The sequence below is a fragment of the Novosphingobium sp. ST904 genome, assembly GCF_001298105.1.
Lineage (GTDB): Bacteria > Pseudomonadota > Alphaproteobacteria > Sphingomonadales > Sphingomonadaceae > Novosphingobium.
This window is the reverse complement of sequence record NZ_LGJH01000155.1, coordinates 31,074-53,958: the sequence shown is the minus strand read 5'-3', so window position 1 is coordinate 53,958 and position 22,885 is coordinate 31,074. Positions and strand designations below refer to the sequence as shown.

Below are 22,885 nucleotides of genomic sequence, written 5' to 3'. Positions count from 1 at the left end.
GGGCGGGAATCGCCGCAGGAGCGAGCGCCAAGGCGCCCGCCAGCAACATCAGTACAGGGCGCAGATTATTGGCCGCCGGCCGGAGATGCGGGCGGCACACCCGGATCGCCCGCCTCGCCGGTGGGCGTCGGACTGGGGTCGGAGGCTGGAACCACGCCGATATCGGCAAGCGGGTCGCTCGCCTGCTTCTTGGGCTTGGCATCGGCTGCAACGACCTGCCGGATGGGATCTTCGGTGTCGATCAGGCGGGTGCGGTCGTTGATGATATTGGCGAGGCCGACGATGAGCAGCATGGCGCAGAGGCCGAACAGCCCCACTTGTAACCGATGTACCGCCTGCGAACGCAGTTCGCGCGCCGAGGGCGGCACGAAGTGCTGGGGCGTCGTGATCGGCTCGATCATCGTAGGCGGAATGTGTCCTGCCATCGACAGACCGTTTACCTCAGGATTCCAGCCATGGGAAGACAGGCAAATTCTTCGACTTCAACCATTCCGGATTGTACAGCGAGGAAAGGTAGCGGAAGCCGGTGTCGCACAGAATGGTGGCGACCCGGGCATCGGCCTTACCTTCGGCCACCAGCTTGCGGCCGAGCGCCACGGCGCCCGCCACGTTGATGCCCGAGGAGAGGCCCAGGCACAGGCCTTCCTCCGACAGCAGGCGGCGGACCCATTCCAGCCCTTCCTCATCCGAGATGCGGAACTGGGCATCGATCGGCGCGCCTTCGAGGTTGGCGGTAATGCGTCCCTGTCCGATACCTTCGGCAACGGAGGAACCCTCCGCCTTGAGTTCGCCGTTCGCGTAGTAGTTGTAGAGCGCGGCGCCGTGCGGATCGGTGAGCGCGATGGTGATCGCATCGTCGAACGCCTTGAGGCCCAGCCCCGTCCCGGCAATCGTGCCGCCCGTCCCTGCCGCACATGTGAAGCCATCGATGCGGCCTTCCATCTGCTCCCAGATTTCCGGTGCCGTGCTTTCGATATGAGCCTTGCGGTTGGCGATATTGTCGAACTGGTTGGCCCAGATCGCGCCCGGAGTCTCTTCTGCCAGGCGGCGCGAGGTGTGGACGAAATGCCCGGGGTTCGAGAAAGGCGCAGCAGGAACGAGGACGAGTTCGGCGCCAAGCGCACGCAGAGTGTCCATCTTCTCGCGCGACTGGGTCTCGGGCATGACGATGATCGTCTTGTAGCCCAGCGCATTGGCGACGAGCGCGATGCCGATGCCGGTATTGCCGGCCGTCCCCTCGACGATGGTGCCGCCGGGCTGGAGCAGCCCCTTCGCCTCAGCGTCGCGCACGATCCAGAGGGCCGCGCGGTCCTTCACCGATGCGCCGGGATTGGCGAATTCGCACTTGCCCCAGATCTCGCAACCGGCCGCTTCGCTGGGGCCCTTGAGCAGGACGAGCGGCGTGTTGCCGATGAGGTCGAGAGTGGAGCGCTGGGAGATGGGTGCAGTCATGGCGGCACAGGTAGGAAGTCAGGCGGAAAGGCGCAAATGATTTGCAGAGTTTTTTGAATGCGCCATCCGACTTGTGCGAATGGATCCTGGCTCCGGCCTGCGGCGGAATGCAGACGCCCCCACCTCGGCCCCGCGCCGCGAGGACGGCCGGACGGTCTTTTCACCTGACCGTCAGGCCGTCCGAAAGATCAATCTTCCTGCGCGATCGTGACCTTGCAGCCTTCGAGCGCCGCGGTGACCGGAACCTGGCAGGAAAGGCGCGAGAATTCGTTGCGATGGTCGGAACTGTCGAGCAAGTCGTTCTCGTCCTCGCTCATCGCGGGCAGCTTGTCCGCGAAGGCCGGGTCGATGTGGACATGGCAGGTTGCGCAGGAGCAGCAGCCACCGCAGAGAGCCAGCAACTCGTCGAAGCCGCTGTCGCGGATCGTTTCCATCAGGGTGCGGCCTTCGAGGGCCTCGACGGTGGATTCTTCGCCCGATTGATTGATGACGATGATCTGCGGCATTCTCGTCGATCCTCTTTCTGATACTGCATGTATCATAACATGCTTGTTTCGGCCTTTGCGGCCGGCTGCTAATGACTGCAACCCCCTTTTGCAAGGTAATCGAATAATGGGCTTGAGCGCAGGCGCACTGAAACTGGGACTGGATGCGATTGCTGCCAAGGAACCTGCCATCGCCCGTGCGCTGGATGTCGCCGGCTACCCCGAACCCCGCATTCGCGCGACCGGATATGCCACCCTGCTGCGGACCATTGTCGGCCAGCAAGTGTCGGTTGCGGCGGCGGCATCGGTATGGAACCGGCTGGAAGCGCTGCTGGGCGAAGGCATTGCGCCCGAAGTCCTGCTCGCCGCCGAATTCGACGCCTTGCGGGCCTGCGGGCTCTCGCGCCAGAAGCAGGGATATGCACGCAGCCTTTGCGAACTCGTTGTGGCGGGCACGCTCGATTTCGACAATCTGCCGGAAGACGACGACGAGGCCATAGACCAACTGGTGCGGATCAAGGGGATCGGACGATGGTCCGCCGAAATCTACCTGCTGTTCGCGGAAGGGCGGCCGGACATCTGGCCTGCCGGTGATCTCGCGGTTCAGGCCGGGCTGCACAAAATCCTCGCCCTGGAGGCAAGGCCCAGCGAAAAGCAGACGCGCCAGATCGCCGAAAGCTGGCGCCCGCACCGAGGCGCGGCGGCGATCTTCACCTGGCACTGCTACAACAACCCGGCTCTCTAGGCACGCCGCCTAGGCCGGGATGGTAACAACCGGCGCAGAGGCACGGGGAAAGCGCTCCTCCATCCAGCGCCGCAACTTCGGCGACTGCGCTCGGTAAGGAGCGAGATGGCCGCACAAGAGAGCACGATCAGCCCGACAAGTGCGGCGAACACCGGAAAACTGCGCCCGGCTTCGATGCCCCATGACCGCAAAAGCTGAATCAGCGGCCAGTGGAACAGGTAGAGGGTGAATGAAAAACCGGCGAGCGTCTTCGCAGCCGTCTCCAGCCGCATGACCGGTTTCGCCAGCCGGTTCGCGAGCGGGCGCACACCGGCAAGCGCGGTGGTCATGACCACGCCCATGAACAGGTCCGACAGCGCCCACTGCGACCATTCGGCGTCCCCCGGCCACCACGCCTTCAGCAGCGGATTGAGCGTCTCCCGGTCTATCTCGAACAAGGCCAGCGCCATCCAGACCGCCGCGGCCAGAAGAAACGGAGCCGCCGCCAGCGGGAGACGCCGCGCGGCAGGCGTGTGTGTGAGCGCGACACCGAAGAGCCAGACCGGCATCAGGAGCAGGATCGCCCCGCCAGCCGCCGCACAGCCGACGATCACGGCAATCACGCGCAACCAGCCGCGCAGGAACGCCGCAAGCGCGAAGATCGCATAATACCAGACCTCATAGCAGAGCGACCAGTAAGGCGGATTCCAGACCGGCCCCGCCACGCCGGGCCAGGCGCTGATGAAGGTCAGCGGCGCCAGCAACTGCCTGGTCACTGCCAGCGCGTCTTCCGGGCTGTTGTCCATCCGTACCGGGCTCGGCCCGGCCAGCAGATATGCCGCAAGCGTGCTGAAGATCAGCGACGGGATCGCAACCGGCAGGATGCGCGAGATTCGCGCCACCGCGTAGCGCGGCAGGTTCGAGCGACCGCCGAGCACGGAAGTACTGATGACGAGGCCGGACAACACGAAGAACACGATCACGCAGTAATGCTGCATCCGCACGCCGAACGGGAACCAGCCGTGATAGAGCCCCAGTTGCACCGCATGTCCCACCGCGACCAGCAGTGCCGCGCCGAAACGCACGAAATCCAGCACGACCGAAAGCGGCCGTGTCAGGAAGCGTTCGTCGGACACCGGCGACATCCGCCCCGACCGTTCAGGCGTCGGGGGCGGCAGCGTCGATAAAGCGCGCCAGTTCCACGTCGCGGCGGCTCAGGCCCGCGGCATCGTGCGTGGTCAGCGTGATCTCGACGCGGTTGTAGACATTGAACCACTCGGGGTGGTGATCGGCCTTGTCCGCCTGGATCGCCACGCGGGTCATGAAGCCGAAAGCCTCGTTGAAGTCGGCGAATTTCAGCTTGCGCACGATGGCAAGACCGTCCTCGCGCAAGTGCCAGGCGGGCAATCCGGCCAGCGCTTCGCGCTGTTCGGTATCGGTGAGGCGGGCAATCGACATGATGAAAGGCTCCATCGGCGGCAACTCGGCCCTGAAAAGAGCCTTGACTAACTTGGCACTGGAGGGCCTTTCCACTATCGCGTCAGCCCATGCAAGGGGCCTCCATCGCGATCGACGATCTCGCCTGCCGTCGCGGCGACAGGCTGCTGTTTCGCGGCGTCTCCTTGCGGCTTGAGGACGGCGAGGCGCTTCAGGTGACCGGCAGCAACGGCATCGGCAAATCAAGCCTCCTGCGCATCGTTGCGGGTCTGGCGCCGGCTTATGCCGGGCGAGTCGCAACCAGCGGCTCGATCGGCCTGGTGGACGAACGCCCGGCGCTGGATCCCGGCCAGACCCTTGGCGCGGCGCTCGCATTCTGGCGGCGGATCGACGCCAGCCCCGATGATGGCAACCGGCCTGGCGGGGCGCAGGCCGAGCATCTCACCCGCCTCGGCCTCGCGGGGCTTCTCGACGTTCCGGTGCGCTATCTCTCCACCGGGCAGAAGAAGCGCGCCGCCCTGGTCCGGCTGCTCGGACAGAAGGCTGCGATCTGGCTGCTCGACGAGCCGCTCAACGGGCTGGACACCCATGCCGCGGCGCTCACCGAAACGCTCGCCGCCGAGCATTGCGCGGCCGGCGGGATCGCGGTGATCGCCTCGCACCAGCCTTTCGCGCTGCCGGGAATGCGCGGTCTGGCGCTGGCGGAGTACGCTGCATGACCGGGCGTTTCTGGTCCCTGCTGCGGCGCGACCTTGCCCGTCTGCTGCTGGGCGGACGCGGCGGCGGGGCGCTGCTGCCGGTGCTGTTCTTTCTCTCGGTCGCCATGCTCTATCCCTTCGCCGTCGGCCCCGACGCGCCGCTGCTGGCGCGGACAGGGGGCGGGGTGATCTGGGTGGCGGCGCTGCTCGCCGCGATCCTGCCGCTTGACCGGCTGGTAGAGCCGGACATCGAGATGGGCCTATTCGACCAATGGGCCCTGCGCGGGATTTCGGAGGAACTGGTAATCGCGGTGCGGGTGCTCGCTCACTGGCTGAGCTTCGGCCCCCCGCTCATGCTCGCCGCCCTGCCTGCCGGGGCCTTGCTGGGGCTGGAGCGGCATACCCTGCTGCTCGTCGAGATCGGCCTGCTGGCCGGAACCCCCGGCCTTGCGGCGCTGGGCGTCACCGTCGCGGCCCTGACGGCAGGGCTGCGCGGGGGTGCGGCGCTGGGCGGGTTGCTGGTCATCCCGATGGCCGTTCCGGTGCTGATCTTCGGCGCAGGAAGCCTTGGGACGGGCGGAGAAAGCGGTCTGGCGCTCACGGCGGCGGCCAGCCTCGTCCTGCTCGCCATCGCCCCCTTCGCAGGCGGCGCGGCCGTGCGGGCGGCGCGGGGCTGAACCGGCCTGTTTTCCCGGCCTGTTTTCCCGGCCCGGTTTCATCGCCACGGCGGTTGGCGCCGCGCTCTCACCCCCCGCATAGTGCCGCCCCGATCCGGCAAGAACCGGGCGCTGGGGAGAGAAGCCGATGGAACGCATGGTTCAGGGTGGGATCCAGGGATACAGGGACCTGATCGACCGGGCCGCGCGGAAACCGGCCTTGACGATTTCGGGGACGACGGATTTCGCGAAGGCCTTGAAATTCTTGTCGATTCCTTAAACCGCGAAGCGCAGCTGAATGCCTTGGGCGCCAGCGCTCTTGCCGAGCGGATCGTCCTTCACCTCAAGCAGCGGCTGGAAATCGAGGACTGGTATCGCCGCCATCCCGAGATCGAGGACGAGGAAATCCGCGCTCCGCTGTTCGGGGTGAGCCTGCCGCGCACGGGCTCCTCGGCGCTGTCCTACCTGCTCTCCAGCGACCCGGCGATCCGCTACCTGCGCGTCTGGGAAAGCAGCCGCCCCTGCCCGCCGCCCGGCACCGTCGAAGGCCCCGATCCGCGCCGCGGCGTCTCCGCCAGCACCGCCGACGAAAACCTCAAGGGCGGCACCCGTACACCCAGCGGGATCGATGGCGCCATGGAGTGCCAGGACCTCATGGCGCTCGATTTCAAGAGCCAGATCTTCCAGGCATTTGCCCGGATTCCCCGCTATTCCGACTGGCTGATGCAGGCCGACCTGAACGGCACCTACGCCTACCACAAACGCACCTTGAAACTGCTCCAGTGGCGTCAGCCCAGCCGCCCCTGGCGGCTCAAGGCCCCTACGCACATGCTCTATCTGGATGCGCTGGTTTCGGCCTATCCGGATGCCCGCTTCGTCATGACGCATCGCGATCCGAGCGAGGTGATCCTCTCGGTGGCCACCGTCTATGCCGACATCATCGGCAAGTTCAGCGACAGGCTCGACCATGGCTATCTCGGCGAGCTCAACCTGCGGTGCTGGTCAGAGGCGATGCGGCGCGCGATCGCCTTTCGCGATGCCGGAGGGGACCATCGGTTCCACGATATCCATTTCCGCGCGATGCTCCGCGATCCGATCGGCGAGGTCCGCGGCCTTTACGACTGGCTGGGCGAGCCGGTCTCCCCCGAGTTCGCGCGGGCGATGGCCGTGTGGTGGACCTCGAACGAGAACGGCGAGCGCATGGCCAAGCCCGATCCGGCGCTTTTCGGGCTCGAACCCGCCGCGATACGCGGACACTTCGGCGAATATCTCGCGCGGATGGAGCGCTGGGCCCCGTTCGACGAGGCGGCATGACGCATATCAAACCACGGGCCCGACCAGGGGCCAAACCACAGGTGACAACAATGAGCGAAGTAATCAGCGGCCCGGTGCAGTTCGACGCCGCCGCGCGCGAGGCGCAGACGATCCTCGGCGGGCCGCGCTACACGCCGCTGCGGCTCGAAGAGGTGAGCCCCGAGGGGCAGGAGCAGGTCGACGCGATTCGCGCCGCCTTCCATATTCCCGAAAGCCGCCCCTTCCCCGATGTCAGCCTCATCACCCTGCGCCATCCCGGCATGTTCAAGGGGCAGATGGTCCTTGGCATCGAACTGGCAGCAAAGGGCACGATCCCCGGCCGGGAACGCGAACTGATGATCCTGCGCCTTGCCCTGCTGGCCCGCGCGCCGTTCGAATGGTGCGAACATGTGGATATCGGCAAGGCCTTCGGCATCGATGGCGAGGATATCGACCGGGTGATCGCCGGTTCCGCCGCTCCGGGGTGGAGCGAACACGAATCGGCCATGCTGCGCGCGGTAGAGGAACTCGTGGCTGACCACTGCGTCAGCGATTCGACCTGGGACGTGCTGGCCAAGACCTGGGACGAGAAGCAGATGCTGGAGCTTCCGATGCTGATCGGCGCCTATCTGATGACGGCGATGCAGCAGAATTCCCTGAAAATTCAGCCCAAGGGCGGTTTCGACTACCGCTAGAGGCGCGATTCGCAGGCGCCCTTGCCGAAGGCTGGCGCCTGCGGGTTCCCGATTCGGCGATTCGAATCGCTCCCGAATCACCCCGATTCGCAGGCCGTCGTCCAAGCCGGACGGCGGCCTTTTCGTGCGTGGAATATCACCCGTTTTTCTGCACGGCTCGTCGGCGGCGGCCGCGTGGACAGTCCTGTGGAGAATGCCGGTATATCCCTGGGAGAACCGAGGGAAAACCTATGGATTTCAGGGGAAAAAATGGGGCCGCGGTTTCTCGCGCATGGCGTGAAATCGCCCCGGCCCAGTCGACAGGAAGGGCAGGCAGGCGCCCCATGACAAGCGCCGGCCCTAGGTCCTTGGTGCAGGCTTGACGGGCAAGACAAGCTGCGTACACATAGCTAATGATAATCATTCGCAAATACAAGCCCATGGAGAACCAGGCATGTATCAGTACGTCGATCGCCCCCTGAATTCGCTCGACGAGGGCTGCCGCTTCCTCGTCTGGTCCATGCGCGCCTGGGTCACCACGCTGGGGCGCCGCCAGTGCCCGGCGCAGGCCCTGGCCCCCGCTTTCGCCAAGTGGCGGATGATCGGCGGGCTCCAGCCCTTCCACCGCGCGATGCTGCTGTTCAACCGCGACGCGCTGGAAACCTTCGCGTTCTGCCCGATGGCCTGCAGCCACGTTTCCGAGCACGAGGCCGTGATCCTCGAACTCATCACCTCGCTGCGTGACCGGGGCGCCCAGCAAACCCGTGACACGCTGGAACTGGTGATTTCCGAGGACAGCGTGGGCGACATGCTGGAAACGCTCTCCAAGCTCGGCGCGGCGATGGCCATTGCCGGGATTTTCCCCGGCGAGACGATCGAGGCGAAGAACGTCCGCGACTGAAGATGCAAAACGGGGGGGCACAAGGCCCCCCCGCTTCCTTCTCGCGATGACCGGCCTGTCAGGGCTGCCCCCGTCAGACCTGGGCAGGCGCCAGTCTCGGGCTGAGCAGGTGGACCACCAGCAGCGCCACCAGATAGGCGCTGGCGCAAATCGCAAAGAGCACTTCGTAGCTGTGCGTGGCGTCGAGGATGTAGCCTGCGAACAGCGCCATCCCCATGCCGCCGAAAGCGCCCACGGTGCCGCCGATGCCGACCACCGAGCCCACCGCACCGCGCGGGAACACGTCTGAAGGCAGCGTGTAGAGGTTAGCCGAGAACGCCTGGTGCGCCGCCGTGGCCAGCCCGATCACCAGCACCGCCGACCACACGCTGTCGATGCTCTGCGCGAACCAGATCGGCAGGACGCAGACCGCGCAGATCAGCATCGTGATCTTGCGGGCGAAGTTGGGCGTGCGGCCCGCCTTGATGAGCTTCGAGGACAGCCAGCCGCCGCCGACGCTGCCGAGATCGGAAATCAGGTAGATCCCCGCCAGCGGCAGGCCGAAGGTCTTGAGATCGAGGTCATAGCGCTCGAACAGGTAGCCGGGCAGCCAGAACAGGAAGAACCACCAGATCGGGTCGATCAGGAACTTGCCGAGCGCATAGGCCCAGGTTTCCTTCACGGTGAGCAGGCGCGCCCAGCCGATCTTCTCGACCGGATCGGCGGGATCCTGCTGGATCCAGGCGAGTTCGGCCGGGGTGACGCGGCCATGCTCGCCGGGATGGCGATAGATCGCCCACCATGCGCCCAGCCACAGCACGCCGAAGATGCCGGTGACGAAGAACGCCATGCGCCAGTCGAACCAGAGCACCAGCAGCGGCACGATCAGCGGCGTGAGAATGGCGCCGACATTGGCCCCGGCATTGAACAGGCCGATGGCGAAGGCGCGTTCCTTCTGCGGGAACCAGTCCGTCACGGCGCGGATACCGGCCGGGAAGTTGCCCGATTCGCCGATCCCCAGGCCGAAGCGGGCGGCGGCGAACGAGGTCAGCCCCGAAGCGAAGCCGTGCGCCATGTGGCTCACCGTCCAGATGACGATGGCGATGGTGTAGCCCAGCCGCGCGCCCAGTGCATCGACCACCTTGCCGAACGAAAGGTAGCCGATGGCGTAGGCAAGCTGGAACCAGAAGACGATTTCCGCGAAGTCGCTTTCGCTCCAGTGGAATTCGCCCGCCAGCGTCGGCTTGAGCACGCCGATCATCTGGCGGTCGATATAGTTGATCGCCGTGGCCGCGAAGAGCAGCGCGACGATCGTCCAGCGATAGCGGCCGGCGGTGGGGTGAAGGCCGGTCCGGTCTACCTTGGCCGTTCCAGCGATACCTGCATCCATTGATCCTGCTCCCTTTTCGGCGGCGTTCTTGTGGGCCTGCCGATCGATCTGTCCTGTCAGGCGGGCACCGCCGCCGCGATCCGGCAGCTCACGCTGCCATGGCCTTCGAAGTGCGCGGTCACGCCCTGCCCCGGCACCACCGGGTGGACCCCGGTAACCGCGCCCGTCGAAACCCAGGTGCCGCCGCTGCAATCGATGCCGCGGGCCGAAAGGTTCGCCAGCAGGAAGCGCACCGCGCCGAGCGGGCCGTCGAGCATCGTTGCCGTGGTTGCCTCGGCGATGGTTTCGCCTTCGATCTCGAAGCGGACGCCGATGGTTTCGAAGGCGGCGGTTTCCCAGCCTTCGAGGGCCGGCCCGACGACCATGCCGGCGTTGTTGCCGAAATCGGAGATCGTCACCGGCGGGCCGTCGGCATTGATGCCGGGATAAGGCGAGCTGGCCACTTCGATTCCGATATGGACGGCATCGAGAACCTTGCGCGTCTCCGCGTCGTCCGCCGGTACCGTGCCGTTCCAGCCGGGCGCGACATGCAGGAGGAATTCGGCCTCGGCAGCGGCAAAGCCCTCCGCGAAAACGGGCATCTCGGGCGCTTCACCCGAACTTGCCGTGACCACGCTATCCGCGAAGATCGGCCCGGACAGCCGGTTCGCGCCGAGGCGCGCGTCTTCGGGGGCGTTGATCCTACCGACCTTCCAGCCGGCCACCGTGCGGCCGTCAAGGCCGATGGCGCGGTCCTGGATGGCATAGGCGCCCGACAGGTCGGTAGGCGCCTCGCCGGGGTAGATCGTCAATGCGCGTTTCTCGCGTCGTGCCGCCACGAATGCACTCGCAACCGCGTGTGCCTGTTCGTGGGGAGCCTGCTCGGTCGAACTCATCCCAAACCCTTCGTTGTTCTGATTTCGTCGTTAAAGGAAACCGGTGTCATAAGCAAATCGATACTTGGCCGCGCGGGCGCTGCCTCAGCCGTTCAGAGGGTTACGCCGCGCTTCCAGACCGCGATGGCGCGCTGGCCGCCGCGCTCCGAGGCCGTGGCCTCCCCGCTGGCGATCGCGCAGATCCGCTGGAGGAAAGCGGCATCGGCAGCGTCCTGCCCGAGATCGAGCGCGATCGAGGCGTCGAAATCGATCCAGTGCGGCTTGGCCTCGGACAGGCGGCGGTTGGAGGCGACCTTCACCGTCGGCACCGGGAAGCCCAGCGGCGTGCCGCGTCCGGTGGTGAACAGCACCAGGGTCGCCCCCGAAGCGGCGAGCGCGGTGGAGGACACCGCATCGTTGCCCGGCGCCTCCAGCAGGGTGACGCCCGGCACGCTGGCCTGACCGCCGTAATCGATCACGTCGCACAGCGGCGCGGAACCCGCCTTCTGGACCGCGCCCAGCGATTTCTCCTCCAGCGTGGTGATCCCGCCCGCAAGGTTGCCCGGCGAGGGGTTCTCCGAAACCGGCAGGCCCTGGTCGAGATAATAGCGCTTGAAACGGTTCACGAGGCCGGCCGCCGCGTCGAACACCTCGCGCGAGGTCGCACGGTCCAGGAGGGCCTGTTCGGCGCCGAATATCTCGGGAATCTCGGTGAGGATCGCCTTGCCGCCCGCGTCCGAGATCGTTTCCGAAAGCCGCCCCAGCAGCGGATTGGCGGTGAGCCCCGAGAAGCCGTCCGAACCGCCGCACTTGAGCCCGATGGTCAGGGCCGAAAGCGGCAGTTCGACCCGGCGGGCGCCGGCCGCTTCCTCGACCAGTTCGTCCACCAGCCGGCCCGCTTCCTCGATCTCGTTCCCGGCGGACTGGCTGGAAAGCATCCGCAGCTTGGACCGCGCCCATACCGGCACCGCCGCAACCAGCGCATCGAGCTGGTTGGATTCGCAGCCAAGCCCAAGCAGCAGCACGCCCGCCGCATTGGGGCTGGCGGCAAGCCCGGCGAGCAGGGCGCGGGTGCCGTCGAGATCGTCGCCAAGCTGCGAGCAGCCGTGCGGGTGCGCGAAGGCATGCACACCGTCGATCCGGCCCGCCGCGATGAGCGCCGCATGGCGGCCCTGCGCCTCGCGGGCGACCTGTTCGGCGGTCATGCCGACGCAGCCGACCGTGGGCAGTATCCAAATCTCGTTGCGGGTCGCCGCGCGGCCGTCGGCGCGCAAATAGCCCTGCCATGTCAGGTCGGTTCCCGCACGCGGGGCATGGGCCTGCGCTTCGCCGGGGTGGGGCGCGTAGGCGAGCTCGCCGGCCAGCGCGGTTTCCACATTGTGGGTGTGGACATGGCCGCCCGCCGGGATCGCCTGCGTGGCGCGGCCGATCGGCTGGCCGTACTTCACCACCGTGTCCCCTGCCGCGATATCGGCGAGGGCGAACTTGTGCCCCTGCCCCACCTCCTCGCGCAGCGCGAGGCCGTCCACCACTTCGCCCGAGGCGAGCGGGCGCAGCGCGACGGCCACGGTGTCGCGGGGGTGGATACGAATCGAGGCGGGGATTTCTGAAGGCATCGTAGGACCGGAGTTAGCGCGGAATTGAGGACTTCCAAGAAAAGGAAACCGGTGTCATCTTGCCTTTCCGCAAGCAAGAAGGCAAGCGGCTGACAACAGATCGGCGAAACCGCAAGCGGTCCGTCAAAAGGGGCGAGGATGCCGGAAGAACACAAACGCGACGCCAAGCCCACCATCAACGACGTCGCCCGGCTCTCCGGCGTGTCGAAGAAGACCGTCAGCCGCGTCATCAACAAGTCGCCCCTGCTGAACCAGGCCACGCGCGAGAAGGTCGAAGCGGTGATCGCCGAAATCGGCTATGTGCCCAACCCGCAGGCCCGCGCGCTGGCGCTGCGGCGCAACTTCCTGATCGGCCTGATCCACGACAACCCCAACGCGCAGATGGTGCTGGGCGTGCAGGAAGGCATTCTGGACGCGATCCGCGACACCGAGTTCGCGCTGGTGGTCCGCCCGGTGGATCGCCATTCCCCCACGATGCTGGAGGACATCCGCCGCTTCATCGAGCAGCAGCGCCTCTACGGCGTGCTGCTGCTGCCGCCGATCTCCGAGAACGACGGCCTCGCCGCCGTCTGCCGCGAGCTTGGCTGCACGCTGGTCCGCATGGGTTCCGCCCGTCTGGATGACGACAAGCACCTCGTCGCCTCGAACGACCGTCATGCCGTGCGCGAGGCGGTGGCATGGCTGGTGAGCCTTGGCCACAAGCGCATCGGCTTCATCGCCGGGCCGGAAGGCTTCCGCTCCGCTCACGAGCGCGAACTGGGCTTTGCCGACGGGCTTGCTGGCGCCGGCCTCGAACCGGACCCGGCCATCACCGCGCGGGGCAACTACCGCTTCGAATCGGGCCTTGCCGCGGGGGAGCGCCTGCTGTCCGCCGAACCGCGCCCCACGGCGATCTTCTCCAGCAACGACGAGATGGCCGCCGGCGTGCTTCATGCGGCGCGGGCGAAGGGCATTTCGGTGCCCGAGCAACTTTCCATCATCGGCTTCGACGATACCGCCATCGCCGCGCATATCTGGCCGCCGCTGACCACGGTGCGCTGGCCGATCGTGCCGATGGCGACCGCCGCCGCCCGCAAGCTGATCGAGCCAGCCAGCGCCGCTTCGCAGCCATCGCTGTTCCTCTCGGACCTCGTGCGCCGCGCCTCGGTGGCGCCGCCCTCCCCGGACCGCTGAGCGCCGCGGTTCAGGCACATGGGGACAAACACGCCCCGCAGGACATTGACACCGGTTACCAAAGCCGGATAAGACTTGACCTGAAACGCAATAGCGTCCCACCATACGGAACTGAATTCCACAAGGGAGAGAGCCCCCGTGTTCTGCAAGACCTACCACGCCACCCATCCCGACATGATGGAGTGCGTCTCCAACGAGGAACTGCGCGATCGCTACCTCGTCGGCGGCATGTTCGAGGACGGCAAGGTCAACCTCAACTATTCGCACAACGAACGCTTCGTGATCGGCGGCGCGGTGCCTTCGCAGGGTCCGCTCAAGCTGCCCGCGCAGACCGTTCCCAAGAGCGCGGAAGGCAAGCCCTTCCTTGAGCGCCGCGAAGCCGGCATCACCAACATCGGCGGCCCCGGCGCGATCACGGTCGACGGCCAGCGCTTCGAGGTGGGCAACAAGGAATGCCTCTACGTGCCGATGGGCTCGGACGAGGTGATCTTCGAGGGTGAGACCGCGCGCTTCTACATCGCCTCGGTCCCCGCGCATAAGGCCTGCCCGATCAAGCTGATCACGCTGGCCGAAGCGAACCCGCTGGCCCGCGGCGATCTGGCCAATTCGAACCAGCGCACGATCTACCAGCTCGTCATCCCCGGCGTCTGCGAAAGCGCGCAGCTGCTGCTGGGCCTCACCGTGCTGGAAGAAGGTTCGGTGTGGAACACGATGCCGCCGCACCTTCATGACCGCCGTAGCGAGATCTACCTCTACTTCGAACTGCCCGAAGAGAACGACCGCATCTTCCACTACATGGGCGAGCCCGACCAGATGCGCCACATCGTGATCGCCAACGAAGAGGCCGTCATCAGCCCGCCGTGGTCGATCCACATGGGTTCGGGCACCAAGAAGTACGCGTTCATCTGGGCCATGGGCGGGGAAAACCTCGACTATACCGACATGAACGTGCTGGATATCTGCCAGCTTCAGTAGGGTATCCGTTCGGACGCGGCTCCGTCGCGCCCCTCGTCACCGGCGGGGAGCGGAGCGACGGAGCCACGCCCGCAACGACGAAGTCGATGCCGAACGCGGAGCCAACGGTGCGAAACCGCACCGCCGGCACGATCAGATTGGGACAGGACAGACTATGGCGATTTCCTTCAGCCTCGAAGGCAAGGCCGCGCTCGTGACCGGCGCCAACACCGGGATCGGACAGGCCATTGCCGTGGCACTCGCCGAAGCCGGCGCCGACGTGGCCCTTGCCGGGCGCAGCGAACCGGCGGAAACCATTGCGCTGGTCGAAGCGACCGGCCGCAAGTGCGTGAACATCAAGGCCGACCTCTCCTCGATCGAGCCCGTGGGCCGCGTGATCGACGAAGCGGTGGCCGGGCTCGGCAAGATCGATATCCTCGTCAACAACGCCGGGATCATCCGCCGCGACGACCTGCTGCAGTTCTCCGAAGAGGACTGGGACGCGGTGATGGACACCAACCTCAAGACCCTGTTCTTCCTCAGCCAGGCAGCGGCGAAGGGCATGGTGGAGCGGGGCGCCATTGGTGGTAGCCGGGGCAAGATCGTCAACATCGCCTCTCTGCTCACCTTCCAGGGCGGCATCCGCGTGCCGAGCTATGCGGCGGCGAAGTCGGGCGTGGGCGGCGTGACCAAGGCCATGGCCAACGAACTCGCGCCCAGGGGCGTGCAGGTCAACGCCATCGCTCCGGGCTACATCTCCACCAACAACACCGCAGCCCTTCAGGGCGACGAGACGCGCAACCGCCAGATCCTGGAGCGCATTCCCACCGGCCGCTGGGGTGATCCCCGCGACATCGCCGGCGCCGCCGTGTTTCTTGCTTCCCCGGCTGCGGATTATGTTACAGGCCACGTCCTCGCCGTAGACGGCGGTTGGCTCGCGCGCTGAGGATTACCAAGACTATGACTGGCCACGTTACCTGCTTCGGCGAAGTTCTCATCCGTTTCGCCACGCATGATGCACGGCTCGTGGTCCAGTCGGATTCGCTCGACATGGTGGTGGGCGGGGCGGAAGCCAATGTCGCCTCGGGGCTCGCCTCGCTCGGCCACGAGGTCCGCCTGGTTTCGCGCCTGCCCGCCAATCCGCTGGGCGACAAGGCCCGCGCGCGCTGGGCGCGGCGGGGATCGGCCTTTCCGGCGTCACCTCCGGGCCGGGCCGCATGGGGCTCTACTTCCTCGAAACCGGCGCCGGGCTGCGTCCTTCCGCGATCACTTACGACCGCGCCGGCAGCGCCTTCGCGCAGTCCTCGGTGGACGATTTCGACTTTGCCGCCGCGCTCGACGGCGCGCGGCTGCTGCACCTTTCCGGCATCACGCCCGCACTCGGGCCGGGCGGCGTCTCGCTCGCCAGGGCCGCGGTGCGCGCCGCGCAGGAAGCCGGCGTGCCGATCTGCTTCGATGGCAATTACCGCGCGCTGCTGTGGGAAAGCTGGGACAGCAACCCGCGCGAAGTGCTCACCGAACTGGTCAGCGCGGCCACGGTGATGATCGGCAATCACCGCGACATCTCGCTGCTGCTGGGCGGCACCTTCTCGGGCGACGGTGAAGACCGCCGCCGCGAGGCTGCCGAGGCCGCCTTCGCTGCCTTCCCGGGCCTCCAGATCATCGCCTCCACGGCGCGCCATGTCGTCAACGCCGGGCATCACCGCATCGCCGCCCGCGTGGACGGCCGCGACGGCGCGGTGCAGACGGCCGAGCGAGCCACCGGCATCGTCGATCGCATCGGCACCGGCGATGCCTTCGCGGCGGGCGTGCTGCACCAGTGGCTGGAAGGCGGCGACCTTTCGGCCATGGCCCATGCCGGCCTCGCCTATACGGTGCTCAAGCATTCGCTGCACGGCGACATGAGCCTGATCGGCCGGGCGGAACTGGAAGCGTTCTCGATCGCCGGGGGCGACGTGCGGCGGTGACCGGAAGCTGATGCGTTTGCGTCGCCCCGGACATGATCCGGGACGGCGCCGGGGGAAGAGGCACTGCCATGACGGCCAGACACATAACGCGCCGCACTCTCGTAAAGTCCGCCGCGACGCTTGCCGCGATCGCCCCTGCGCCGCTTCTCGCCCGCCCCTCCGCGCGTGCCGACAGCCCGGCGGCGGGGCGCTACCTCGGCCTTGCCGAACAGGGCGTGCTCGCCTTCAAGGGCATCCGCTACGGCCGCGCGCCGCGCTTTGCCCGCGCCGTCGCTGAACCCTGGTCCGGTCCGCGCGTCGAAGCCCGGAATTTCGCGCCGATCTGCCCGCAACGCGGCTCCGGTAGCGAGCGTCAGTCCGAAGACTGCCTTTTCCTCAACGTCTGGACACCCGAAGCGAACCCCGCCGCGAAGCGCGCGGTCATGGTCTACTTCCACGGCGGCGCCTATACGACCGGCTCGGTCACCGATCCCCTTACCCACGGCGCGAAGCTGGCGGCCGGAGGAGACGTGGTGGTCGTCACCGTCAATCACCGGCTCAACGCGCTGGGCCATGCCTGGCTGCGGCCTTTCGGCGCCCGCTATGCCGACAGCGGCAACCTCGGCCAGCTCGACCTGATCCTCGCCCTGCAATGGGTGCGCGAACATATTGCGCAGTTCGGCGGAGACCCGGCGCGGATCATGGTGTTCGGCCAGTCGGGCGGCGGCGCCAAGATCGCCACGCTCATGGCCATGCCGGCCGCGCAAGGGCTGTTCCACACCGCCGCCACCATGAGCGGCCAGCAGGTGCAGGCCAGCGGGCCGATGCACGCCTGGGCCCGCACGCAGGCGCTCATGGCGGCGCTGAAGCTGGCGCCCGGCGATGTGGAGAGTTTGCGGACGATGCCCGTGGAACGACTGGTGGAGGGCCTTGCCGCCACCGATCCGGTCATGGGCGGCCCGGTCTATTTCGGCCCGGTGCTCGACATGACCAACCTGCCGCGCCATCCGTTCTGGCCGGACGCCGCGCCGCAGTCGCTCGGCGTGCCGATGATCCTGGGCAATACCCACGATGAAACCCGCGCCTTCCTCGACCCGCGCGGCAGCAAGCTGAAGGGGCTGGACTGGGGCAACCTGGCCGAGCGGATGAGCCGCGAGGTGAAGATCGATCTCGACCCGCAATGGGTGGTGGACCGCTACCGTGCCCATGAGCCGGGCTGGAGCGTCGAACAGGTCTATTACGCCGCCACCACGGCGGGTCGCTCATGGCCGGGGCAAGTCATCGAGGCCGACGAGCGCGCGAAGGCAGGTGCGCGGGAAACCTGGGTCTATCAGCTCGAACGGCCCTCTCCCGTCGATCCGCTGCGCGCGCGGCGCATACCGATGACATTCCCTACGTCTTCGGCACGCTCGATGCGCCGGGCAGCCTTTCAGGCACGGACGCAGGCGCGCAGGCCCTGAGCAAGGCGATGATGGGCGCCTTCGCCGGGCTCGCCAGGACAGGACGGCCGGGCATCGCGGACTGGGCGGCCTACGCCCTGCCCTCCCGCCAGACCATGGTGTTCGGGGACAATGTCCGCGTGGAGAACGACCCGCGCGGCTGGCAGCGGGAATTGTGGGCCACGGCGCCCTATGTGCAGCCGGGAACCTGAAGCCGCCGCAAGTGCGCAGGGGAGCGCGATGCCCCCCTGCGCACCCTTTCACTTCTTCCCGGCGGAACCCGGCGGATTGGGATAGGCGATCACCAGCGAAAGCGGCTCGTCGCCCTTCTGCCAGATGCCGACGACCGCGCCGTTGTAGAGATAGGCCGTCATCCCCGGCCGGAGCGCCGCGCGCTTTCCGTCCGAAACCACCTCACCCTCGCCCGAGAGCACATAGTACACCTCGTCATGCGCGATGGGATGCTCGCCGATCGCCGCTCCCTTGTGAAGCACGCGGCGGCGGAATTCCATCGTGCGCGGCGCGGGCGCGGCATCGGAGATGCGGTAGGCCGTGCTCATGCCGATGGCGCCGTGCGGAGGGGCTTCCTCGCGCACGGTGTCCTTCTCGTCGATCACGGCCATCGGCGGCGCGCCCGTGGCGGATGCGGCCATCAGCAGCAGGGCCGCGATCACTTCGCGGCCCCTTCGCGCATTTCCTTGTCGCGGGCAGAGAGCTTTTCCTGCGCCCCTGCCTTCTGGCCCGGATAAATCCCCGATTTCGGCGTCATCGTCGCAAGGTTCCAGTCCTTCTCCACGAAGGCGGCGCGAGTCGGCGCCGGATGGGGATAGCCGCCGACGACCTTCTCGTCGTCGATCACCTCGCCGCGTCCTTCGGCGACGAAGAACAGCACGCGGATATCGTCAGGCGCACGGTCCCACGGGCGGGCGCCGACCGAGGCCAGCAGCCCGGTCTCGAGATCGGCGGCCGGGACCACCTTGTAGCCATCGAGGCTGGCGAGCGGCTGCGGCGATTCGATCACTTTCGCCTTGGTCACGCCGTAGCGGCCCAGCATCGGCGCGGGATTGCCCCAGCGATCCACGTTGATGTTGTCCTTGCTGAACCAGGCAAGATCGCCGTCGCCGCCCAGCGTCAGGAACGGCAGACCCGGCGCAGTGGTGTTGCCCGCACGCATGACGTTGCCCACGGCCGTAATCTCGCCGGTGACATAGGGATGCCCCGCCCATTCGAGGTTCATCAGGTTGTAGTGCACCGCGCGGTGGCCGGGATCGTAGATCATGTTGTTGACCATGAGCACCTGCGCCCCGCCCTTCACCAGCGGCGAGCGCTCCATGTTGTGGGCCCAGACGTTGCGGTAGAAGACGATGCCGGTGGCATTGTCGTGCACCAGCGAGCCCTTGGAATGCTCGCCCTTGGGGTGACTGGCATCGGCCAGGCCTTCGGCTGCGAGGTTTTCGCGGAACAGCACGTCATGGCTGGTCGCCGCGCGCCATTCCTTCACGGTGTTGCCGTTGAAACGCGGCCCGGAAGTCGACATGTTCTCGTCGATCGCCCAGAAGAAGCTGCAATGCTCCACCACCACGTTATGCGCGGCAACGGTGGAGAAGGCGTCCGCCTCCCAGCCGGAAAGCTTGGGCTGGCCGTCCACCCCGGTCATCACGCGAAGGTGGCTGATCTTGACGTCGTGCCCCTTGAGATCGATCCCGCCGCGAACGATGGTCACGCCCGGCGAAGGCGCGGTCTGTCCGGCGATGGTGAGGTAGGGCTCGTCGATTTCCATGACCGAGCGTTCAAGGTCGATCACCCCGCCCACTTCGAACACCACGGTGCGCTTGCCCTTCGCCTCGACCGCTTCCCTGAGCGATCCGGGGCCGTCCTTGGCCAGGGTCGTCACGCGAATGATTCGCCCGCCGTCGCCGCCCCGGGTCGGGTCTGCGGCCTGCGCGCCGGCCAGCTGCGGGACCGCCGAAATCGCCAGAATTGCGGCCGAAACCGTGAGGGTAAGACGGCTCATCTGCCTCTTTTCTTTCACTGTGCTCTCCCGTTGACCTGCTTCTCACAGGGGTTCTTGACAGGGCGCTGTCCCTGCGGCAATAACTAATGACACCGGTTACCAAGACCGGCAAGAACGAACTGACGGTCGCAATGAAACGACGATACGCGGTTCGGAAGACGTGCGCCGACAAGGCGTGGAGGATGGCGTTGCAAGACGCCGGGAGCAGGTGCCGGAGAAGGGAAGCGCCAAAGGCGCGAACACCTCTGACACCGGTATCAATTGGCCAAAACGGCCATGAAGGCCACAACGGCTACAGGGGGAGTGATCATGCGCCTGAATATTTCCAAGGTTCATGTTTCGAGGATTTCGCTACTGAAGGCAGCTCTCGTCGCGGGCAGTGCGCTGGCATTGCCGCACGCAGCGTTCGCACAGGATACCGCCGCCGCAGGCCAGACCGCGACGGAAGACGGCACCGCCGCGCAGGAAATCATCGTGACCGGTTTCCGCAAGTCGCTCGAAGCCGCGCTCAACGTGAAGCGCGAATCCGTCAGCGCCGTCGATGCCGTCGTCGCCGAGGACATGGCCAAGTTCCCTGACCAGAACCTTGCCGAATCGCTCCAGCGCATCCCCGGCATCTCGATCCAGCGTGACGGCGGCGAAGGCCGTGCAATCACCGTGCGCGGCCTTGGCGCCCAGTTCACCCGCGTCCGCGTGAACGGCCTGGAAACGATCGCAACCAGCTCCGACGGCGCTTCCGCCAACCGCGACCGCGCGTTCGACTTCAACGTCTTCGCCTCGGAACTGTTCAGCAGCCTCGTGGTCCACAAGACCGCCGAAGCCAGCCTCGACGAAGGCTCGCTGGGCGCCGTGGTCGATCTCAACACCGGCAATCCGCTGGCGGGCAAGGCCGGTCTTTCCGCCGTGCTCAACATGCAGGGTTCCTACAACGACCTGTCCAAGAACGTCGGCCCGCGCCTTGCCGGCCTGCTGTCCTGGCGCAACGATGCCGGCACTTTCGGCGTCAACCTTTCGGCGGCCTATTCGCACACCGATACGCTGGAAACCGGCAACAACACCGTCCGCTGGTCGCAGGCCTACTTCAACTCGGTGAACGGCACGCCCTGCTTCTATTCGGACGTCGGCCCGACCGGCGGCAACCCGGTGAACTCCGGCGGCGGCTACCGTCCTTCCGAAGCCTGCGACGCGGCAGCGCTCTCGTTCCACGCCCGCATCCCGCGCTACGGCAAGGTCGAGCATGATCGCCGCCGCCTCGGCCTGACCGGCTCGATCCAGTTCGAACCGACCGACCGCACCAAGCTCTCGATCGATGGCCTCTATTCCTCGTTCAAGGAAAACCGTTCGGAACAGTGGCTGGAAGTCCTCGCCCGCTCGAACGAACGCCGCTTCAACCTCGTGGACCCGGTCTACGACGACAAGGGCACGATGATCGCAGGCACTTACGACAATGCCTGGGTCCGCACCGAAAGCTACCTGCGCAAGTCGGAGACCGAATTCTACCAGTTCGGCGCGACCTGGGACCAGGACGTGACCGACACCTTCCGCTTCACGGCGCTGGGCGGTTTCTCGCAGTCGAACGCCGACATCCCGGTGGAAACCACTTTCGCCTACGACAACCGCAACGCGAACGGTTTCGACTTCGACTATTCCGACATGAAGTCGCCGGTGCTGAACTACGGCCTGGACGTGACCAATCCGGCGAATTTCCAGCTCGCCGAAATCCGCGACCGTCCGTCCTACGTGAAGAACAAGTTCAAGACCGCCCAGCTGCGCACCGAATGGGACATGGCGGACGGCTTCACCGTGAAGGCGGGCGGCGTCTGGCGTCGTTACGACTTCCGTACGCAGCTGTTCCAGCGTGACACCGCCGCCTGCGCCACCAACGGCCAGCCGGACCTGATTCTGGGCCAGGTGACCTGCTCGTCCAGCGTCTACGGCCTGCCCGTCACCTCCGACATCTCGCGCCTCATCAATCTCGGTGACGCCGGACAGCCGGGCGGCACCACCAGTTCGTGGATCGTGGCCGACATCGACAAGGCGGCGAACTACACCAATCTCTATGCCCGTACGGCCGTCGAGGATCTCGGGAACAATCGCCGCGTGCGCGAGGAGACCTCGGGCGGATACCTCCAGTTCGACGTCAAGGGCGATATCCTCGGCCTCGAATTCGCGGGCAATGCCGGCGTCGCTGCGCTCATACCAAGCAGACCTCTACCGGCTACACCGCAGGCGTAGCCGCGACCGTTGGGCGCAGCTACGACGACTGGCTGCCGGCAATGAACATCGCGTTCTACCCGCGCCATGACGTGATCGTGCGCGGCGCGATCGCCAAGGTCATCACGCGCCCCTCGCTGGGCAACCTCAACCCCGGCGGCTCGGTCGACGGGTTCAACTACCGCGTGACCTTCGGCAATCCGTTCCTCAACCCCTACCGGGCAACCAATTTCGACGCCTCGATTGAATGGTACTTCGCACCGCAGGCGCTGGTTTCTGTGGCGGGCTTCATCAAGAAGATCGAGAGTTTCCCGGTTGCGGGCACCTATACCGCTACACTGCCGCAGCTCGGCCTTGGCCGCGACGTGCTGGGGCAGAGCACGCCTGCCTACATCAATTACGACCCGAACCAGGAGTACATCGTCTCCGCCCAGGTCAACGGCAAGGGCGCGACGCTCAAGGGCGTGGAACTGGCGCTGCAACTGCCCTTCACCTTCCTGCCGGGCATCCTCACCCACACCGGCTTCCAGGGCAACGCCACCTTCATCGACAGCAGCGCGGACTACCAGATCACCGGTCCGGCCGTTTCCGCCTGCACCCGCAACCCGACGACCAATGCCTGCGGCCTCTCCGGCGTCTCGGCGATCTACAACAACACCCTGCTGGGCGTGTCGAAGAAGGCCTGGAACGCCACGCTCTATTACGACGACGGCAAGTTCAGCATCCGCGGCTCGGTCAGCTATCGCGGCCCGTTCAGCGACGCCACCAGCGCGACCGGCAATATCTTCGAGGGTTACGGCTCGTACACCAGCGTCGATGCGGCGATCCGCTATCAGGCGACCGAATGGATGGAACTGTCGATCGACGGCAACAACCTGACCGACGAATATCGCTACCGCACCAACGACATCTACGCGCAGCGCAATTACGAGAACAACCACTTCGGCCGCACCATCCTGTTCGGCGCGCGCCTCAAGTATTGACCT

General features: G+C 66.5%; 19 protein-coding genes and 3 pseudogenes. 12 read left to right on the top strand and 10 right to left on the bottom strand.

The annotated features are described in order from the left end of the window. Positions 1–65: 65 nt before the first annotated feature. The 3 genes from ADT71_RS18700 to ADT71_RS18690 all read right to left on the bottom strand — a co-directional run bounded on the left by ADT71_RS18700 (position 66) and on the right by ADT71_RS18690 (position 1,958). The gene (locus ADT71_RS18700) at positions 66–425 is read right to left on the bottom strand and encodes a hypothetical protein (RefSeq protein ID WP_231636035.1); all 360 of its coding nucleotides are present in this window, start codon (positions 423–425) and stop codon (positions 66–68) included. Positions 426–441: 16 nt separating this feature from the next. Continuing rightward, the gene (locus ADT71_RS18695; RefSeq protein ID WP_054439215.1) at positions 442–1,452 is read right to left on the bottom strand and encodes a cysteine synthase A; all 1,011 of its coding nucleotides are present in this window, start codon (positions 1,450–1,452) and stop codon (positions 442–444) included. 188 nt (positions 1,453–1,640) lie between these two features. Beyond that, positions 1,641–1,958 (bottom strand): 2Fe-2S iron-sulfur cluster-binding protein, encoded by a 318-nt coding sequence (locus tag ADT71_RS18690; RefSeq protein ID WP_054439213.1) that lies wholly within the window; start codon positions 1,956–1,958, stop codon positions 1,641–1,643. A gap of 106 nt (positions 1,959–2,064) precedes the next feature. On the opposite strand from ADT71_RS18690, the gene ADT71_RS18685 reads away from it, so the two are divergent. Beyond that, positions 2,065–2,682 carry a DNA-3-methyladenine glycosylase gene (locus ADT71_RS18685; RefSeq protein ID WP_054439210.1) on the top strand — a complete coding sequence of 206 codons (618 nt, stop codon included), beginning with the start codon at positions 2,065–2,067 and terminating at the stop codon, positions 2,680–2,682. Here the strand turns inward: ADT71_RS18685 and ADT71_RS18680 are convergent. Both ADT71_RS18680 and ADT71_RS18675 read right to left on the bottom strand, forming a co-directional pair. Further along, on the bottom strand, positions 2,679–3,797 hold the full coding sequence (locus ADT71_RS18680) for an acyltransferase (RefSeq protein ID WP_231636034.1): 1,119 nt from the start codon (positions 3,795–3,797) through the stop codon (positions 2,679–2,681). The genes ADT71_RS18685 and ADT71_RS18680 overlap by 4 nt on opposite strands. Positions 3,798–3,819: 22 nt before the next feature. Further along, positions 3,820–4,119, bottom strand: coding sequence for a 4a-hydroxytetrahydrobiopterin dehydratase (locus tag ADT71_RS18675; RefSeq protein WP_054439350.1), 300 nt, complete (start codon positions 4,117–4,119; stop codon positions 3,820–3,822). A gap of 89 nt (positions 4,120–4,208) precedes the next feature. On the opposite strand from ADT71_RS18675, the gene ccmA reads away from it, so the two are divergent. From ccmA to ADT71_RS18650, 5 genes are all read left to right on the top strand, one after another. Further along, positions 4,209–4,817 carry a heme ABC exporter ATP-binding protein CcmA gene (gene ccmA, locus ADT71_RS18670; RefSeq protein ID WP_054439208.1) on the top strand — a complete coding sequence of 203 codons (609 nt, stop codon included), beginning with the start codon at positions 4,209–4,211 and terminating at the stop codon, positions 4,815–4,817. Further along, a complete protein-coding gene (locus ADT71_RS18665) occupies positions 4,814–5,473 on the top strand; it encodes a heme exporter protein CcmB (RefSeq protein WP_054439205.1) in 660 nt (219 codons plus the stop codon). The genes ccmA and ADT71_RS18665 overlap by 4 nt, the downstream gene beginning before the upstream one ends. Before the next feature lie 282 nt (positions 5,474–5,755). After that, a complete protein-coding gene (locus tag ADT71_RS18660; RefSeq protein ID WP_231636033.1) occupies positions 5,756–6,766 on the top strand; it encodes a sulfotransferase in 1,011 nt (336 codons plus the stop codon). Positions 6,767–6,816: 50 nt separating this feature from the next. Then, positions 6,817–7,440 carry a carboxymuconolactone decarboxylase family protein gene (locus tag ADT71_RS18655; RefSeq protein ID WP_054439202.1) on the top strand — a complete coding sequence of 208 codons (624 nt, stop codon included), beginning with the start codon at positions 6,817–6,819 and terminating at the stop codon, positions 7,438–7,440. 433 nt (positions 7,441–7,873) lie between these two features. Next, on the top strand, positions 7,874–8,320 hold the full coding sequence (locus ADT71_RS18650; RefSeq protein WP_054439199.1) for a hypothetical protein: 447 nt from the start codon (positions 7,874–7,876) through the stop codon (positions 8,318–8,320). Positions 8,321–8,393: 73 nt separating this feature from the next. Here the strand turns inward: ADT71_RS18650 and ADT71_RS18645 are convergent, their stop codons facing one another. From ADT71_RS18645 to ADT71_RS18635, 3 genes are all read right to left on the bottom strand, one after another. Next, positions 8,394–9,689: an MFS transporter gene (locus ADT71_RS18645; protein ID WP_054439196.1), complete on the bottom strand. Its 1,296-nt coding sequence runs from the start codon at positions 9,687–9,689 to the stop codon at positions 8,394–8,396. 56 nt (positions 9,690–9,745) lie between these two features. Next, positions 9,746–10,564, bottom strand: coding sequence for a 2-keto-4-pentenoate hydratase (locus ADT71_RS18640; protein WP_054439194.1), 819 nt, complete (start codon positions 10,562–10,564; stop codon positions 9,746–9,748). A 92-nt stretch (positions 10,565–10,656) separates the two neighbouring features. Continuing rightward, positions 10,657–12,159 carry a UxaA family hydrolase gene (locus ADT71_RS18635; RefSeq protein WP_054439191.1) on the bottom strand — a complete coding sequence of 501 codons (1,503 nt, stop codon included), beginning with the start codon at positions 12,157–12,159 and terminating at the stop codon, positions 10,657–10,659. A 138-nt stretch (positions 12,160–12,297) separates the two neighbouring features. Between ADT71_RS18635 and ADT71_RS18630 the strand changes: the two genes are divergently transcribed. The 5 genes and pseudogenes from ADT71_RS18630 to ADT71_RS18610 all read left to right on the top strand — a co-directional run bounded on the left by ADT71_RS18630 (position 12,298) and on the right by ADT71_RS18610 (position 17,883). After that, a complete protein-coding gene (locus ADT71_RS18630; protein WP_054439188.1) occupies positions 12,298–13,332 on the top strand; it encodes a LacI family DNA-binding transcriptional regulator in 1,035 nt (344 codons plus the stop codon). Positions 13,333–13,470: 138 nt separating this feature from the next. Then, positions 13,471–14,307: a 5-dehydro-4-deoxy-D-glucuronate isomerase gene (gene kduI, locus ADT71_RS18625; RefSeq protein ID WP_054439186.1), complete on the top strand. Its 837-nt coding sequence runs from the start codon at positions 13,471–13,473 to the stop codon at positions 14,305–14,307. A gap of 154 nt (positions 14,308–14,461) precedes the next feature. Further along, positions 14,462–15,232 carry a 2-dehydro-3-deoxy-D-gluconate 5-dehydrogenase KduD gene (kduD, locus tag ADT71_RS18620; RefSeq protein WP_054439183.1) on the top strand — a complete coding sequence of 257 codons (771 nt, stop codon included), beginning with the start codon at positions 14,462–14,464 and terminating at the stop codon, positions 15,230–15,232. Positions 15,233–15,246: 14 nt separating this feature from the next. Further along, positions 15,247–16,253: pseudogene (locus ADT71_RS18615) on the top strand (sugar kinase). Between the two features lie 68 nt (positions 16,254–16,321). Further along, a pseudogene (locus ADT71_RS18610) lies at positions 16,322–17,883 on the top strand (carboxylesterase/lipase family protein). Positions 17,884–17,931: 48 nt separating this feature from the next. Here the strand turns inward: ADT71_RS18610 and ADT71_RS18605 are convergent. Together ADT71_RS18605 and ADT71_RS18600 are read right to left on the bottom strand one after the other, a co-directional pair. Next, positions 17,932–18,324 (bottom strand): cupin domain-containing protein, encoded by a 393-nt coding sequence (locus ADT71_RS18605; RefSeq protein WP_221937061.1) that lies wholly within the window; start codon positions 18,322–18,324, stop codon positions 17,932–17,934. Positions 18,325–18,341: 17 nt separating this feature from the next. Beyond that, a complete protein-coding gene (locus ADT71_RS18600; protein ID WP_054439181.1) occupies positions 18,342–19,685 on the bottom strand; it encodes a polysaccharide lyase family 1 protein in 1,344 nt (447 codons plus the stop codon). A 309-nt stretch (positions 19,686–19,994) separates the two neighbouring features. Here ADT71_RS18600 and ADT71_RS18595 point away from each other — a divergent pair. Then, a pseudogene (locus ADT71_RS18595) lies at positions 19,995–22,882 on the top strand (TonB-dependent receptor). Positions 22,883–22,885: the final 3 nt, after the last annotated feature.